Raw genomic sequence first — 17,613 nt, 5'->3', positions numbered from 1 at the left:
AATTAGTTAAAAATAAAAAGGAGGCGCTTTCATTGATTAAAAAATGGTTAGTTTTACTTAGTGTAAGCTTAGTTGCATTAACCGGTTGTTCCATGCCAGTTCAACAAGGAAAAGTTAATGAACAAGGAGAGTGGGAGCCAGACCGATCTATTGAAATTATTGCGCCATCTGCAGCAGGTGGAGGATGGGATACTACAGCACGTATGTTAGCACGTACAATTGATGAAGAAAACTTAGCAAACAAAGGATTTGGCGTTGTAAATAAGCCAGGTGGGGGAGGCGCTGTTGGTTGGGCATACATTCATAAGCGAAATGACCCTCATAATCTGTTTATTAGTTCACCTCCTCTACACTTTGTTGCATTGAATGGACAGTCTCCATATGGTTACAAAGACTTTACGCCTATTGCAAATTTAATTGCAGATTACGGAGCTTTTGCAGTGCGCGGTGATGCTCGTTGGGACAGTTTAGATGAGCTTTTTGAAGAGATGAGAAAAACGCCAGAAAAAGTTACTGTTATTGGAAACTCATCACCAGGAAGCATGGACCATATGCAGTTTGTGTTATTCGCAAATGCAGCGGGTGTGGATATTACAAAAATTCGCTATATCTCTGATCAGGAAGGTGGAGCGATGACGGCTGTTTTAAACGGTAGTGTAGATGTGGTGTCAACCGGCGTATTGGACGCGGCTGAACAAGCACGAGCTGGGAAAATGAAAGTTTTGGGCATCACTTCACCTGAAAGGCTAAAAGGAGATAAGTTTTTAGGTACTTTGCCAACAGGAAAAGAACAAGGAATTGACGCTGAGTTTATTGTATGGCGTGGTATTTTCGGACCACCTAATATGACAAAAGAACAATTAGATTACTATCAAAAAATCTTTAAGAAAGCATCCGATTCAAAATCTTTTGCAAAGGTTCGCGAATCGTACGGCTGGGATGAACAATATATGGACAGCGAAGAATTTAAATTATTTTTAGATGAACAATCGAAAGAGCTAGAGACTTTATTAAAAGAGCTAGGGTTTATAAAAAAATAAAGGAGGTAACCGCATGAAGTGGTCTGTTAATAAGGGGTTAGGTTTAGCATTAATGACTCTATCAGTCGTCTATTTATTTTTAGCATTTAATTTACCTGAGTATGCGTTTGTTCCTGTAGATTCAGATCTTATTCCAAAAATGCTCGGCTTTGGCTTATTCGTGTTAGCTATCGTTCTCTTTTTTAGTCCAGATAGTGATACAGAAGAACAAAAGAAAAAGCGCGTCATTAAGCGGAACGAATTATTTATGCTTTTAGGGGTTATGGCTCTTATTTTAGCTTATATTACCGTACTAGAAGTAGTCGGCTTCGTTATTATGACAACGGCCTTTATTATTTTCTGCTCTCGATTTCTCGGTTATAAAAATTGGGTGGCGAATATTTTAACCGCCTGTATTTTTTCGATTGGGTCTTATGTTTTATTTAACTATGGTTTAGCTATTCGATTACCCGCAGGTATTTTGCCATTTTAATGAGATAAGAAAGGGGGAAGAGAGTCATGTTTGAAGGAATTGTACAAGGGTTTCAAGTTGCTTTTAGCTGGGAAGCTATACTATTTGTCTTCATTGGTGTTTTTATTGGAACAATTATCGGAATGATTCCAGGTCTAGGACCAATCAGTGCAATTGCGATTATGATTCCAGTGACGTATGGAATGGATACAACAAGTGCACTGGTTATGATGGCAGGAGTGTATTATGGTTCGATGTACGGTGGATCGACATCTTCCATTTTATTAAATGCCCCTGGAGTAGCAGGAACCGTTGCAGCATCATTCGATGGTTACCCGATGTCTCAGCAGGGAAAAGCGGGTAAGGCGTTAGCCATCTCAGCTATTTGTTCATTTATTGGGGGTACTGTTAGCGTTGTGCTCTTGATGATGTTCGCACCGATGCTGGCCAGCGTGGCCATCGTATTCGGTCCTCCAGAATACTTTGCGCTAATGCTCCTTGGGCTGACGGCCATTGCTAGCCTATCGGAAGGTTCAACAATTAAAGCGTTAATTTCAGCAGTTGTTGGTTTTATGGTTGTGACTATTGGAATTGATGCACAAACGGGTACGAGTAGATTTACATTTGGCAGCGTGAACTTATTAGATGGAATTGATTTTTTAATTATTGCACTTGGCGTATTTGCTTTAGCTGAAGTTTGCTTTTTAATATTAAACCGTAAGCAAAAACTAAAAGGATTAAATAATATCGGTAGTTTAAAGTTAAGTAAGCAAGACTATAAAGACATGGCTGGACCTATGACGAGACAATCCTTTCTTGGCTTTATCTTAGGGGTTTTACCGGGTGCAGGTGCGACAATTTCTTCGTTTGTAGCTTATATATCTGAAAAGAAGCTAGCTAAAAAGCCAGAGGAGTTTGGGAAGGGCTCTATTAAAGGTTTGGCAGCACCAGAAACAGCGAATAATGCAGCAACAAGCGGTGCGTTTGTACCATTATTAAGCCTAGGAATTCCAGGTTCAGGTACAACTGCTGTTATGTTGGGCGCATTTCTTGTTTTAGGTGTTCAACCAGGTCCATTACTCATGACGGAAAATCCATCTATATTTTGGGGAATTATTGCAAGTATGTATATCGGAAACGTATTTTTGTTAATTTTAAACCTTCCGTTGATACCATACTTCGTAAAAATATTAAAAGTGCCGCGTCCACTTTTAATTTCACTCGTTATTATTTCAAGCTTGGTGGGAGTGTACGCTGTAAGTTTCAGCACGTTTGATTTATATCTCCTCGTTTTGTTTGGAATTCTAGGTTACTTAATGAGAATCTTTGTGTTTCCAGCAGCACCATTCATTTTAGCTTTTATTTTAGGTGGAATGATGGAAAATTCGCTTCGTCAATCGTTGACGATTTCAGGGGGATCCTGGAATATTTTCTTGACGAGTCCATTGGCTATGTCACTGATTGTACTAACGATCTTAGCAGTGATAGTGCCAGCATGGAGAGGGCGTTCTAAGCGTAAAAAAGAAAATACTCAAATTGAAATGTAACTATAAAAAAAGAACCCTTGTCCAAAGACAAGGGTTCTTTCAATTGGATAAATCGTTAACTTTTAATCAGTTACGGATTAGATAATCAAAAGCACCTAAAGCTGCTGTTGCACCTGAACCCATGGAGATAATAATTTGTTTATAAGCACTGTCTGTGCAGTCTCCCGCAGCGAATACGCCAGGGATGTTAGTCGCACCATGCTTATCAACAACGATTTCTCCCATACGTGTACGTTCTACATCATCGCCTAACCAATCAGTGTTTGGTACTAAGCCTATTTGAACGAATACACCTTCTAATTCAACGTGTTTTTCTTCCTCTGTCTCACGATCAATGTAAGTAATACCGTTTACTTTATCAGTTCCGGTAATTTCTTTTGTTTGAGCGTTTTTCACGACAGTTACGTTTGGAAGGCTGTTTAGGCGCTCTTGTAATACAGCATCGGCTTTCAGTTCAGACATATATTCAAAAACAGTTACGTGATTTACGATACCTGCAAGGTCAATCGCTGCTTCCACGCCTGAGTTTCCACCGCCAATAACGGCTACGCGTTTACCTTCGAATAAAGGACCATCGCAGTGTGGGCAGTAAGCTACACCTTTGTTTTTGAATTCTGCTTCTCCAGGTACACCAACATTACGCCAGCGAGCACCTGTTGAAAGGATGACTGTTTTACTTTTTAAAACAGCGCCATTATCCAGCTCAAGTTCGACAAGGTCTTTTTTCTTTAAGCTACGAGCGCGTACTAAATTCATTACGTCAATGCCGTAATCTTTAACATGCTCTTCTAAGCTTGCTACGAGTTTAGGACCTTCTGTTTTCTTAACGCTAATAAAGTTTTCGATGCCCATTGTGTCCATAACTTGTCCACCAAAGCGCTCGGCTACAATACCCGTGCGAATACCTTTACGCGCTGCATAAATCGCGGCACTTGCACCAGCCGGACCGCCACCAACAACAAGTACATCGTAAGGATCTTTATCAGCAAACTCTGCTGCATCTGGGCCGCTGCCCAGTTTATTTAAAATTTCTTCGATTGTCATACGACCGCTGCCAAACTCTTCACCATTAAGGTAAACAGTTGGAACTGCCATAATATCTTTGCTTTCTACTTCTTCTTTATAAGCCGCACCGTCAATCATTGTGTGAGAGATACCATTGTTTAAGATACTCATTAAGTTTAGAGCTTGTACAACATCTGGGCAGTTATGGCAGCTTAAGCTGATATAAGACTCAAATTTGTATTCGCCCTTAATGTTCTTAATCTGGTCAATCACTTTTTGATCAACTTTTGGTGCACGTCCACTTACTTGTAATAAAGCAAGAACTAATGAAGTAAATTCATGTCCTAAAGGGACGCCAGCAAATGTTACACCTGTATCTTCACCGATACGATTTACGCTAAAGCTCGGTGTACGCTCTAATTCAGCTTTTTCAACTTTAATGCGAGATGACATTGTTGCTAGTTCATCTACTAATGAAAGCATGTCGCGAGATACTTTATCTTCTCCCGCGCTTACTTTTAGCACAATGTCACTTTCTAATAATTGAAGATACTGATCTAGCTGTGCTTTGATATTTGCATCTAATAACATGTAATCAAACTCCTTAGATTTTACCTACAAGGTCAAGTCCTGGTGTTAGTGTTTCAGAACCTTCTTGCCATTTAGCTGGGCAAACTTCACCTGGGTTTTTACGTACATATTGTGCTGCTTTAATTTTGTTAACAAGTGTGCTTGCGTCGCGGCCGATACCACCAGCGTTGATTTCAATAGTTTGGATAATGCCATCTGGATCGATGATAAATGTTCCGCGATCAGCAAGACCTTCTTCTTCGTTTAATACTTCAAAGTTACGCGAGATTTTTTGTGAAGGGTCACCAATCATAATGTATTCAATTTTGTTAATTGTTTCTGAATGGTCATGCCATGCTTTGTGTGTGAAGTGTGTATCTGTAGAAACTGAATATACTTCTACGCCTAATTCTTTTAATGCTGCGTATTGGTCTTGTAAATCACCTAATTCAGTTGGACATACGAAAGTGAAATCTGCTGGGTAGAAGCAAACTACGCTCCATTTACCTTTAAAGTTTTCTTCAGTAACCTCAAGGAATTCACCTTGTTGGTAAGCTTGTGCTACGAATGGTTTTACTTCAGTTCCGATTAATGACATATCGAAATTCCTCCTCAATAAATTATAATAATTCTAATTCAATACTCATTATTATATAAAACCTGTTGTTTTGTCAAAGGAAATATAGCAAGTTTTTTAAAAAAGTTGTCTGATCGTCTGATTTCCTTTGAAAAGCAAGGTTTTGTACAGTGTTTCTACATATATCTTATCACTCTTGTGCGTTTTTTATCTAATAATATGATTGTATAAACTGGAAATGTATAAGTGTCTTTTTTATCTAATGGAGGAAAGGAGGTATGAAAATAAAAGGTGATGATTGAGAATAATTGAAGCCCGTTACATTAGCTTCATTTTGCTGACAACAGAAAAGTATACGGTGTCATTTGAAATAGGATAAAAATGGTATTTTATTTATATTCTAATTACATTTTTTGAGTTTAAATACCTATATAAAAAAATATCTTAAGAAGAAAATGTATAAAAATTCATGAATTATAAATAGTAAATCTTATAAAAAAACCAGTATAAACCAAAAAAACATTATTTTACATATTTTTAGGGGTAGTAAGTATTACTTCGGTATGATTGACGTAATATAAGCCCTGTTATAGTCTATAAATGCTTTAGGAAGGGCTTTTCAGGTGGTTTAACAAGATAGAAAAGGAGCCAATAAATGAGAAGCTTTCAAGTTCGATTATTACTGCTTCTAGTAATATTTATTATCTTACCATACTTCCTGTCGGTGTTTATTATTTATGGAAATACAAAAAGTAGCATTGAGAACAAGGAGTTGGAAAAAAGCCGTGAAGAGCTACGTGAAGCGGGAAATGATCTTGAGCAACACTTTGAAAAAATGATTACATTGCCGTATTCCGTTTATAACATGCCAGATATACTACAAGTTTTTGATGAGGGCTTGCCAAAAGAAAATAGCAGTAATTTTTTATCTTTTGAAAAGAGTATTGAAACATTTTCAGCGACAAGGCCAGAATTGGTGCAGCTCCGCTTTTATTTTCACAAGGAAAAAGAATCATTGATTGTTTATAAATCAAATTTGAGCGCACCAAAAACACAAAGTAATTATGTCAAGCACCCTCCATTTAAACAGCTTTATCAATCAGAGCAAGATTATGTGATTGAAGAACCGCATAAAGCTAAAAATTATGACAACGTTCCAATTATCCCTAAGACAGAAGATTCCATGGTAGTAACAATGCATCATAAAATTAAAAACATTTTAAGTGAAGAGTTTCTTGGCTTTCTAACAATGGATATTGATATTACTTCGTACTCTCCATTAGTAAAACAGCTTGAGGGAGACGATGGTACATCGGTTTTCTTACTTAACGAAGATTATAAAGTAATGTATTCCAGTGATTCAAAGCAAATGGGACAAATGATTAGTAAAAAGGAGCTTACAGCATTGAGTGAGTCAACAGAGCTTGTACTCACTGAAAGCTTACAGGCACCACTGAATAACTGGCGAGTAGTGAAGATTATTTCTAAAGATGCCTTGTTTCAAGATGCTAAAAAAGCGGCTTATACAAACGTTGTGTTGGGATTGGGCGTGGTAGTGCTGGGAGTAATTATGGTTTTTCTAATCTCACGCATTGTCACAAAGCCAATAAGAGTTTTGAGTGATAAAGTACGATCCATTGAAGGTGGAAACATGGATGTGATGCTTACAACTTCTCGCAAAGATGAGATTGGCCATTTAGAAAATCATATGCAAGAAATGCTGCACCGTATTAACAATCATATTGATCGGGAATATAAGTTGGAGATTGAAGTAAAGAAAAGTCAGCTAAGAGCGCTCAAGTCTCAAGTGAATCCACATTTCTTATTCAATGCTTTGCAGTCAATAGGCGCTGTTGCTTTAGATTCTGGAGCAAAAGGGGTTTATGGATTGATCATTTCTTTATCAAAGATGATGCGTTACTCATTGCAAGCAGATCAATTAGTAACAGTAGATAAAGAGCTAGACTATATCCATTCTTATTTGGTGCTACAAAAAGAGCGGTTTGGTGAAGAGGTCGATGTTCAATTCTCAGTAGATAAAGAAGTTGAGAATGAGCTTATTCCGAGTATGCTCCTACAACCTTTAGTTGAAAATTATTTTAAGCATAGCTATGAAAAGTATAGTGACGAATCACGTTTAGAAATTATTGGTGAAAAAGAAAGGGGAGTTATTAAGCTAGCAGTGAAAAGTTATGGTCCAACCCTTCAAGAAGCTGAGCTGAATTCACTTCGTCAAACCATTTATAACCGTAGTGCTACACAAAAAGGTATAGGGTTGAAGAATATTTATGATCGGCTATTGCTACATTTTGGTCATGAAGCAGCGTTTCATATTGATAGCCTAGAGGGAAAAGGCTTTGAGGTAATGATGACAATTCCTATTAATAAGTAGAATTTCAATTTGAATAAAACAGCTATTGATTTGACTGCTAAGGGAGGTAAATATAGTGAAAGCGTTGATTGTTGATGACGAGAAAAATGTTCGTAAAGTGATGCGCCAACTAGGAGAATGGGAAAGCGTAGGAATCAATGAAGTGTTAGAAGCTACTAATGGCATAGAGGCTTTGGAGATAATTGAAAAAGAAAAGCCTGGTGTGATTTTTACGGATATTAAAATGCCAAAAATGAGTGGTTTACAGCTGATTGAAAGGTTAAATCAACATTCGTATACAGGAAAAGTCATACTTGTTACGGGGTATGATGATTATACATTTATGCGCAAAGCTATTCAATTAAATAGCTTTGATTACTTGCTGAAACCAATTGACCCCGAAGCTTTTCAACAAGTGTTAACAAAAGTAGTAGACTCTTTAGAGGCAGAACAAGAAGAAAACGAAGAAATACTAGCCGAGGCTAAAAAACTTCGTCACAGTCAACTAATGACGTCCTTATGTTTAAATGAAGGAACAGATACAGCATTTTTACATTCAATAATTCCAGAAGCGGAAGACATAGATTTTACACTGCTATATTTTTATCAAGGACATCAACCTGATCCTTGTATTAATGAGCTTTCAAATGAATTACAAGCGCGGAATATGGGAGCAACTTTTACATTTCAGGGTGAGGAGAATCTGTACATTGTCCTAACGGCAAAACATCAATGGGTTTATGTAGAGCGGTGGATAAGTGAAAATATTTCAATTCCAATTCGTTTGGTTCAAGATTCATTCTCTTCCTTTAATCAAATTCCAGAGGTGTTTAACGGTCTTTTGACAGCACTAAAGGGCAATCAATATCGAGCAATTCGTCAAGTGGATGAGCTAGAAGCACTGAAGCGTATGCAAGAAATAGTAGCATATGTAGAAGACTATTATATGGAAGATATTAGCCTCCAGAAACTATCAAAAATGTTTTTTTTAACAAGAGAACATATATCAAGGAAATTTAAAAAAGAAACGGGTATGACGCTATCTAAATATGTAACAAATTTAAGAGTAAGACAAGCGAAACAGTGGTTATTAGAAACGGCTGAAACCATTCATTCTATTTCGTTAATGCTTGGTTATCAGGATGAAAAGTATTTCTCGAAGCTGTTTAAGAAGGTAGTTGGTTTAACTCCTTTTGAATACCGGGCTTTATACGCCAATGTAAGAGATAGTGAAAAATCATCTATATAGGCTAAGAGAGGCAAGGGTGAATAAATGAAAGAAAAAATATGCTACCTGTTTTTTGTCTCTCTTTTACTGAGTGTGTTGACAAGCTGTGGTTCTTCAAACGCTCAAACTGAAACGGAAAATAAAGAAACAGAACAGGTCGTCTTAACTATACGTAATCCTAAAGTCGAAATTGCAACGCAGTTTGAACAAATGGTACAGGAGTATGAAAGACAGAACCCAAATGTCAAAATCCATGTCGAAACGGTGGGTGGAGCATCAGATGATTTCTCTGATATTATTGCCCAAATTGCTGCAGGTCAAGGGCCCGATATCTTTACAAATATCGGCTATGATGCGACAAAAGAATGGATTAATTATTTAGAGGACTTGAGTAGCCAGCCTTGGGTTGAAAAAGCATATCCTGATACGTTAAAGCCAATTACGGTAGAAGACAAAGTATATGGCATGCCGATGGATATTGAAGGTTTTGGAATTGTTTATAATAGAGAGCTATTTCAAAAAGCTGGTATTCAATCTATTCCTCGCACGTATTCAGAGTTAAAAGTGGCAGCAGAGAAGCTTAAAAACATCGGTGTTACGCCTTTTGCAAACGGCTATTACGAAGAGTGGAAGTTGGGTTATCACTTAACTAGCCTTGCTTTTGCAATTCAGCAAGATCCAATAAAATTTAATCATCAGCTGAAAAAAGGGAAAGAAAGCTTTACGACAAACGTAATCGCAAAAGATTTGCTATCATTCTTAGACTTAACTCTCCAATATGGAAATCAATCTGCAACGAAAACAGATTATTATACTGAAGTGGAGATGTTAGCAAATGAAGAAGCAGCGATGATACTGCAGGGAAGCTGGGTACAGCCGCTATTAGATGAGGAAGCTCTCGATAAGTCGTTTGGTATTTTTCCAGTTCCATTAAATGATAAAGCCAACAGCAAAATCTTAACAGGTGTTCCAAACTACTGGGTTGTGAATAAAAAAGCATCTTCAATAAAAAAGCGAGAAGCTAAAAAATTCTTAAATTGGATGGTTTCATCAAGTGAAGGTCAGCAATTTATGACTGAACGGTTTGGCTTTGCTCCAGCTTTTAAGCATATAAAAACAAATGATATAGGTCCCATTAGTAAAGAAGTACTGAATGTTTACCACACGAAAGAAACCTATAATTCCAATTGGTTTGCTTATTCATCATCTGCTAAGCGAGAAGCAGGTCGTACGCTAAAAAGATACTTAAATCGAGAGCTTTCAAAAGATGAAACACTTAGACAGTTAGATGAAGTTTTACGAGAAGATAGCAAGCCATAATCATTGAAGTCCTTTTTCAATTTGAGAAAGGGCTTCTTTTGTCATTCTTTTGTCATGTATATCAATTTAAGACGAAAACTCAATCAATTTATGCCGTATTCAGCCAAAGCATTGTTTTTTATACTTAATGTATCAGGTATGGAACGAACGATCAATCAAGCCAAAACTAATTAAAGTCAAAGAAGTATCGTCCGTGTCTTGCCAAAGCATGAAAAACTATCTACTAGGAGGAAAACTTGATGAACTTTCGTAATTTTGCGTCAAAAGCAACGGTAGCATCCCTAAGTGCAGCAATTTTATTAGGAGGTAGCTTTACACCTGCTTCTGCTAAAGGTAAAGGTGTAGATGAAGCACAAGCAAAATCCTATAAAGAAACGTACGGTACTTCACAAATTACGCGTGAAGCAATGAAGAACATGGTAAACCAACATGGTGACAAGCGCTATACGGTACCAGGCTTTGATGAATCAACAATCAAAAATGTAGAATCAGCTGTTAAAACAGATAAAAATGGAAACAAAATTAAAATGGACGTATGGGATACGTGGCCATTGCAAAATGCTGACGGTACGGTAGCGGAATATAACGGTTATCACATTGTATTTGGTTTAGCTGGAGATCCTAAGAACCCTAACGATACATTTATCTACATGTTCTATAAAAAAGCAGGAGACAATTCCGTTGACGCTTGGAAAAATGCTGGTCGTGTATTTGACGATAATGACAAGTACGAAGCAAACGACGAGCACTTAAAAGGACAAATAGAAGAATGGTCAGGATCTGCATTATTCACAGATGACGGTGAAATTCGCTTATTCTATACAAACCGTGGTGATTTTAATGAAAGCCAAAAATTATTCGGTAAACAAACTCTTACAACAGCACAGGTTAATGTTTCTGAACAACAAGAAAACACGCTGAAAGTTGACGGTGTTGAAGATCATAAATCAATCTACGAAGGTGGAGACAGCAAAACGTATGAGTCTGTAAACAAAGCTTTCGAAGATCGTAACTTTATGAACAACCATACGCTACGTGACCCTCACTACATTGAAGATAAAGGTCGCAAATATTTAGTTTTTGAAGCAAACACAGGTACTGAATATGGTTATTCTGGTGAAGAGTCTCTTTATAATCGCGCTTACTACGGCAACGGTATGAAGTTCTTCCGCGATGAGTTTAAGAACCTTGACAATAGTGACAAGAAAGATGAAGCAGAGCTTGCAAACGGTGCGATTGGTATCGTTGAAATTAACGATGACTACACGTTGAAAAATGAAATGAAGCCACTAATTGTATCAAATACAGTAACAGATGAAATTGAACGTCCCAATATCTTCAAAAAAGATGGCAAGTTCTATTTATTTACAAGCACACGTGGTTCTAAAATGACGACTGATGGTGTCGATGATAAAGATATTTACATGCTTGGCTATGTGTCAAATTCTTTAACAGGTCCATATAAACCAATGAATGACACAGGTATTGTATTGCATCAAGATTTAGATCCAAATGATGTAACATGGACATACGCACACTACGTGATTCCACAAAAAGACTCTGACAAATTTGTTGTAACAAGCTATATGACAAACCGCGGATTCTTTGAAGATAAGAAATCAACGTTTGCACCTTCATTCTTACTTGATATGAAAGGCAACAAATCTTCAGTTGTCCAAAATGGTACTTTAGAACAAGGTCAAATCACGTATGATGAAAAGAAAAAATAATCTTTGATATGAAATGAAAAAGAAAATGTCATGATAGTGGCATTTTCTTTTTATTTATTGGGTAAAACCATTGGGTGACATAATACTTTTAATGAAGCGTGGTGATAGTATGGGCAGGTTGAATTCAATACAGAGAAGGTGGACTATGCTAGTTATCATTTTAGCAATCATAATAGGCGCTAGCATTTATGTATGGATGAATCAAATGAATAAAGAAGATAAGAGCGAAAAAAAACCTGTGGAATCAACATTTTATCGCTCGTCTTACCATTTTACGGCACCTGATAAATGGAAAAATGATCCACAAAAGCCGATTTTCTATAATGGACAGTATCACTACTATTACCTTTACAATAAGGATTATCCCGATGGTAATGGAACTGAATGGCGCCATGCAACTTCGGAAGACCTTGTTCATTGGAAAGATGAAGGAGTAGCAATTCCAAAGTACACGAATAAAAATGGAGATCCATGGTCAGGTTCTGTTGTTGTTGATCGTAACAATACAGCTGGATTTGGAGAGAATGCATTTATCGCAGTTGTAACGCAACCTTCAGAAGACGGAGGGAAGCAAGAGCAGTATTTATGGTATAGCACAGATGAAGGAAAAACGTTTCAAAGTGCTGGCGATGAACCTGTATTATCCAATCCTGGCATAGAAGATTTTCGCGATCCCAAAATTATATGGGACGATGAACGTGATAAATGGGTGATGCTGCTTGCAGAAGGTTCTAAAATTGGATTTTATGAATCAGGGAATCTGAAAGAATGGAAGTTCACTGGTGACTTTCAAACGGAGGATTATGGCGTATTAGAGTGTCCAGATTTATTCCAAATGAGAGGCCCTAATGGCACTGTTAAGTGGGTGCTTGGTATGAGTGCAAATGGTGAAGCAGTCGATAAACCAAACAACTATGCTTATTGGATCGGTGACTTTAATGGAGAGAACTTTGAAAAAGAGCATGAAGAGCCTCAGTGGCTAGATTACGGTTTTGATTGGTATGGTGGCGTTACATTTGAAGATGGCCAGGCTGACGACAAGTTAAACAAGCGTTACGGACTTGCTTGGATGAACAAATGGTCATATGCAGACAACACTCCTACCATGGAAGCCGACGGATTTAATGGAACGGATTCAATTGTTCGAGAAATTACGCTACAAGAAGATGAACAGTACGGTTACGCATTAGCCTCTCAGCCTGTGGCTGATTTAAAACAGCTTGTAAAATCGGAGAAAAAATATAATGATATAACATTAATAGATGAATCTAACACACTGGACATGAAGGGAGAAACGTACCGAATAGAAGCTGATGTGTCTTGGGAAGACAGCGAAAATATTGGTTTGCGTTTACGTGAATCAGAGGACAAGTCTCGACATATTGATGTGGGATTAGCTATTTCTGAAAACTATTCCTACGTAAATCGAGCGTTTGTAGAAAATCCAGACGAAGAGAAAAAGTTTCAAGAAAGCCAAGCGCCTTTTGGTGGTAATAACAAAAATGCACGTCTTACGGTTCTCGTTGATAAAACAAGCGTAGAAGTGTTTATAGACGGTGGGAAAGTGGTGCATACCAATTTAGTATTTCCCTTAGCTGAAGACCAAGGCATTTCGCTATTTTCTTCTGGTGGTACAGCTACGTTTGAAAATGTGAAGGTTGAAGAGTTAGGAACAAATCAAAAAAAGTAAATAAGAATATGAAAAAGCTTCGGCCATAAGTAGCCGAAGCTTTTTTATTGTTTGTTCTCTCTCATAAATCGTTTATACTAATAAAAGCTTATAAAGTGAATTCTATATGTAACAAGGAACGTTAAATAATAAAAAAGCGAGGAACCATATGTCCAGTTCAACATTTACTGAATACGCAATTAGTGATCCAATCATAAAGGCCATAGATGCCTTAGAATATAACCAACCAACACCAGTTCAAGCGCGTGTTATTCCCAAAGTATTAGAAGATAAAGACGTAATTGTAACCTCACAAACAGGAAGCGGAAAAACGGCTTCCTTTGCCATTCCACTATGTGAAAAAGTAGATTGGCTTGAAAACAAGCCACAAGTACTTGTGCTGACGCCTACCCGTGAATTAGCGGCACAGGTTAGTGATGAAATGAAGAGTATCGGTCGCTATAAGCGTGTTAATAGCGTGGCCATCTACGGCCGACAGTCTTTTATGAAGCAAAAGACTATGCTAAAACAAAAAACGCATATCGTAGTGGGGACACCCGGCCGCGTCTTAGATCATATTGAAAAAGGCACGTTATCTGTTGAATGTTTAAAATATGTTGTATTAGACGAAGCAGACGAAATGTTAAATATGGGTTTTATTGATCAAGTATCAGCGATTCTAGATAAGCTTCCGACTAGTCGAACTACGATGCTTTTCTCTGCAACGTTTCCAGCTGATATTGAAGGTTTAGCTAAGAAATATATGATTAATCCTGAGCGTATCCAAATCGAAACAGTAGGAAAAGCACCGCAGCTTATTACACATCACGTGATGGAAGTGGAAGAAGGGAGTAAGCTTTCCTTGTTATCAGATGTCACGGTTGCTGAAAACCCAGATAGCTGCATCATCTTTTGTCGAACACAAGAACGAGTAAAAGAAGTTTTTCAGTACTTAGACGAACGTGATTATTCTGCTGATTTACTGCACGGAGCGATGGTTCAAGAAGATCGATTTGAAGTAATGGATGACTTTAAGCGAGGTGAGTTTCGCTATCTAGTAGCCACTGACGTTGCTGCTAGAGGAATTGACGTCGAAGATATTACGCTTGTCATTAACTTTGATTTCCCACTTGAAAAAGAAAAATACGTGCATCGTACGGGTAGAACAGGACGTGCTGGTAAGTCAGGAAAAGCCATTACGTTTATGACGTCTTATGAGCAAAAGTTCTTAGAAGAAATTCGTGAATACAGCCAAGCTGATATTCAGTTAAGTAACCCACCATCTGTTGAAGAAGTAAAAGCTAACAGAACGGCTTTTCAAGATAAAATGGAAGCACCGGTAGTTCTAAGAGAAGAGAAGCGTGAAAAAGTTAACCAAGATATTATGAAGTTATATTTTAATGGCGGTAAGAAAAAGAAAATTCGTGCGGTTGATTTTGTGGGAACTATTGCTAAATTGCCTGGTATGTCCGCTCAAGATATTGGGATTATTACCATCCAAGATAATCATTCGTACGTTGAGATTCTAAACGGTAAAGGTCCATCTGTATTGAAGGGATTAAAAAATAAAAGCATCAAAGGCAAGAAGTTAAAAGTGCATGAAGCGAAAAAGTGAAAAAAGCTCATCTACACGTTGTAGATGAGCTTTTTCTATTGTTTAATCCATACGGATACACTTTGACTATTAACTGTAAAACAACCATAGCCATTCTCATCAATTGTAACCTGATCGTCTCGTTTTTCAAGCATATCAATCCAAGTACTACCAGCGTGCTCTTTTCCTACAAACATTTGCTTATCTCCTTCATCTCCATTTGAAAGAATGACAGCACAGCCAGAGCCTTCAATAGAGGGGTCTCCGTGACGAACCCAGCCAATTGTATTGGGATGATCGAAATAGTCATCTTGGTCTCCATACGCTTTGTGGTAGCGCACCGATAAAAGCTTTGTGAGCATGTCCTTTTTTGCATCCATAGGGTTGTCCCCAGAGATACCGAAGAAATCCCCATAAAATATGCATGGGTATCCATCTTTTCGAAGTAAAATTAAGGCGTACGCTAATTCTTTAAACCAGTCTTCTATCCATGATTCAAGGGACTCGTTGGGCTGCGAATCATGATTATCTACAAAGGTAACCACATCTAATGGATGGATTTGGACAAGTGTATCATCAAATACTGTTTGTAAATCAAAATCTCTTCCTTTTTGTGAAGCTTCATATAACTTGTAGTGAAGAGGAACGTCGAAAATATCAATACCGTGTTCAACATGATCTAAAAAATCTGCTGCTGTTCTTAAGTCAGGATGCCAAAACTCGCCTATAAAATAAAAATCTTCTCCTTGCTCAGCAGCGACTTCTGATACAAATTCTTTGATAAAGTTATAGTTAATATGCTTAATGGCATCCAGTCGGTAGCCGTCACAATTTAACGTTTCTGCTAGCCATTTTCCCCAGGAAATCATTTCACCCTTAACATCGGGATGGTCGTAATCAATGTTGGCATACATGAGATAATCATAGTTTCCAAATTCCTGATCCACCTCTTCGTTCCACTTTTTATTTTCACCAAGGATTTTAAAGATACCAGAACGATCTTCTTTAGCATCATAGTCTGTTCCATTAAAATGTGTAAAATTCCATTGGAAATCTGAGTACTTATTGTTTCGACCGTTAAACGTAAATTTTGTCCACCCTTCAATATCAAAAGGCTCAGATATTTCGTTTGTTCGATTATCAGCATCTACTTCAATTACCTGAAAGGTCTCTGTTTCATCAGCCCCTGCTTTGTGGTTCATGACAATGTCAACATACACGCTGATTCCGTGGTCATGACACGCTTGAATTGCTTCGTGTAATTGCTCTTTTGTTCCATACTTTGTAGCGGTGCTTCCTTTTTGCTCAAATTCACCTAGGTCATAGACGTCGTATACGCTATAGCCATTGTCATCAGGTGAAGATGCCTTTGTAACTGGAGGAATCCAAACAGCATCAATGCCAGCTTCCTTTAGCTCAGGTGCTACTTCCTTTAAACGATTCCAATGATTTTGGTCAGCTGGCAAGTGCCATTCAAAAAACTGAATCATTGTGTGATTACGTTCCATTCATCTCATCCTCTCACACCCGTTTTCTAGTTATATTCCTACTATGCGTCTTATCTAAACCATGTATAAAGGAAATAATTTCAAAAACAGAAATTATCGAGTAATCAAAAAGAATAAGACTTTTCTGATGAAGTCTGCTATAATTTTTTAAAATTATAAGCTTTTGGAGGAATGAACAGCATGGGGTATCGAGATCAATTACATAGCTGTAAACGTATCGTTGTCAAAGTAGGGACATCAACTTTAACATACGACAATGGAGAGATTCATTTAGGGCGCATTGAAAAATTAACGCGTGTTTTGTCTGATTTAATGAATTCGGGTAAAGAAGTGGTATTGGTTACATCAGGTGCAGTGCAAGTAGGAGTCAAGAAATTAAAGTTAGCAAATCGACCAACGTTAATTCGCGACAAGCAAGCAGCGGCCGCTGTAGGACAGTCTGAATTAATGCATATTTATAGTAAATTTTTCGGAGAATATAGTCATATTGTGGGGCAAGTGTTGTTAACCAAAGACGTTATTGAAGATGAACACGTTCGAAATAACGTCGTCAATACATTTGAAAAGTTGATTGAAGACCGCGTCATTCCAATTGTTAATGAGAATGATACCGTAGCAATTGACGAAATTGAGAATATTGTACGCTTTGGAGATAACGATAATTTATCGGCTATCGTTTCAGTACTTATTCAAGCTGATTTATTGGTGATTTTATCAGATATTGATGGCTTCTTTGACTCAGATCCAACAAAAAATGAGAATTCGATGCTTATTAAAGTCATTGAAAAAATTACGCCTGAGCTAGAAGAGTTTGCGGGAGGCAGTGGAACTTCTGTGGGAACAGGTGGAATGGTAACAAAATTAACGGCTGCGAAGCGTGCTACGGTAGAAGGGATTAACGTGATTTTAGCAAACGGTAAAGACCCTGCTATCCTACGCGATTTAATTAATGGTAAAGAGCTAGGAACGCTGTTTTTATCTCAAAAGCAAAAAGTCCGTTAAG

General features: G+C 37.6%; 13 protein-coding genes. 10 read left to right on the top strand and 3 right to left on the bottom strand.

Annotated features, from left to right (window positions below; all coding sequences use genetic code 11):
• The first annotated feature begins 92 nt into the window (after nucleotides 1-92).
• The 3 genes from LZP85_RS18920 to LZP85_RS18910 are packed head-to-tail and all read left to right on the top strand — an operon-like array spanning nucleotide 93 to nucleotide 3,038.
• On the top strand, nucleotides 93-1,040 hold the full coding sequence (locus tag LZP85_RS18920; protein ID WP_090752837.1) for a tripartite tricarboxylate transporter substrate binding protein: 948 nt from the start codon (nucleotides 93-95) through the stop codon (nucleotides 1,038-1,040).
• A 13-nt stretch (nucleotides 1,041-1,053) separates the two neighbouring features.
• Complete coding sequence (locus LZP85_RS18915) at nucleotides 1,054-1,512, top strand: tripartite tricarboxylate transporter TctB family protein (protein ID WP_062687025.1); 459 nt, start codon at nucleotides 1,054-1,056, stop codon at nucleotides 1,510-1,512.
• A 26-nt stretch (nucleotides 1,513-1,538) separates the two neighbouring features.
• The gene (locus LZP85_RS18910) at nucleotides 1,539-3,038 is read left to right on the top strand and encodes a tripartite tricarboxylate transporter permease (protein WP_226639130.1); all 1,500 of its coding nucleotides are present in this window, start codon (nucleotides 1,539-1,541) and stop codon (nucleotides 3,036-3,038) included.
• Between the two features lie 66 nt (nucleotides 3,039-3,104).
• Here LZP85_RS18910 and ahpF read toward each other — a convergent pair whose 3' ends face one another.
• Complete coding sequence (ahpF, locus tag LZP85_RS18905) at nucleotides 3,105-4,634, bottom strand: alkyl hydroperoxide reductase subunit F (protein WP_062687029.1); 1,530 nt, start codon at nucleotides 4,632-4,634, stop codon at nucleotides 3,105-3,107.
• 13 nt (nucleotides 4,635-4,647) lie between these two features.
• Nucleotides 4,648-5,211, bottom strand: coding sequence for an alkyl hydroperoxide reductase subunit C (ahpC, locus tag LZP85_RS18900; protein WP_061786066.1), 564 nt, complete (start codon nucleotides 5,209-5,211; stop codon nucleotides 4,648-4,650).
• A gap of 634 nt (nucleotides 5,212-5,845) precedes the next feature.
• Here ahpC and LZP85_RS18895 point away from each other — a divergent pair.
• From LZP85_RS18895 to LZP85_RS18870, 6 genes are all read left to right on the top strand, one after another.
• A complete protein-coding gene (locus LZP85_RS18895) occupies nucleotides 5,846-7,582 on the top strand; it encodes a cache domain-containing sensor histidine kinase (protein ID WP_234561872.1) in 1,737 nt (578 codons plus the stop codon).
• Between the two features lie 55 nt (nucleotides 7,583-7,637).
• Entirely contained in the window at nucleotides 7,638-8,810 is a 1,173-nt protein-coding gene (locus tag LZP85_RS18890) for a response regulator transcription factor (RefSeq protein WP_025910432.1), read from the top strand.
• 24 nt (nucleotides 8,811-8,834) lie between these two features.
• Nucleotides 8,835-10,109 carry an ABC transporter substrate-binding protein gene (locus tag LZP85_RS18885; RefSeq protein ID WP_061786068.1) on the top strand — a complete coding sequence of 425 codons (1,275 nt, stop codon included), beginning with the start codon at nucleotides 8,835-8,837 and terminating at the stop codon, nucleotides 10,107-10,109.
• A 239-nt stretch (nucleotides 10,110-10,348) separates the two neighbouring features.
• Entirely contained in the window at nucleotides 10,349-11,839 is a 1,491-nt protein-coding gene (locus tag LZP85_RS18880) for a glycoside hydrolase family 68 protein (RefSeq protein WP_061786069.1), read from the top strand.
• A 145-nt stretch (nucleotides 11,840-11,984) separates the two neighbouring features.
• Complete coding sequence (locus LZP85_RS18875; RefSeq protein ID WP_119543859.1) at nucleotides 11,985-13,529, top strand: glycoside hydrolase family 32 protein; 1,545 nt, start codon at nucleotides 11,985-11,987, stop codon at nucleotides 13,527-13,529.
• Between the two features lie 148 nt (nucleotides 13,530-13,677).
• Nucleotides 13,678-15,123 (top strand): DEAD/DEAH box helicase, encoded by a 1,446-nt coding sequence (locus LZP85_RS18870; RefSeq protein WP_119543858.1) that lies wholly within the window; start codon nucleotides 13,678-13,680, stop codon nucleotides 15,121-15,123.
• Nucleotides 15,124-15,158: 35 nt separating this feature from the next.
• On the opposite strand, the gene LZP85_RS18865 is transcribed toward LZP85_RS18870, so the two are convergent.
• Nucleotides 15,159-16,610: an alpha-amylase gene (locus LZP85_RS18865; RefSeq protein WP_119543857.1), complete on the bottom strand. Its 1,452-nt coding sequence runs from the start codon at nucleotides 16,608-16,610 to the stop codon at nucleotides 15,159-15,161.
• A gap of 180 nt (nucleotides 16,611-16,790) precedes the next feature.
• Here LZP85_RS18865 and proB point away from each other — a divergent pair, with 180 nt between their 5' ends.
• Nucleotides 16,791-17,612, top strand: a complete 822-nt coding sequence (proB, locus tag LZP85_RS18860; protein ID WP_119543855.1) for a glutamate 5-kinase — start codon at nucleotides 16,791-16,793, stop codon at nucleotides 17,610-17,612.
• The last annotated feature ends 1 nt before the right edge of the window (nucleotide 17,613 follow it).

It is taken from the genome of Priestia flexa (assembly GCF_021441905.1).
In the GTDB taxonomy this organism is placed as follows: Bacteria; Bacillota; Bacilli; order Bacillales; family Bacillaceae_H; genus Priestia; species Priestia flexa.
This window is presented reverse-complemented; position numbering and strand designations above follow the sequence as displayed.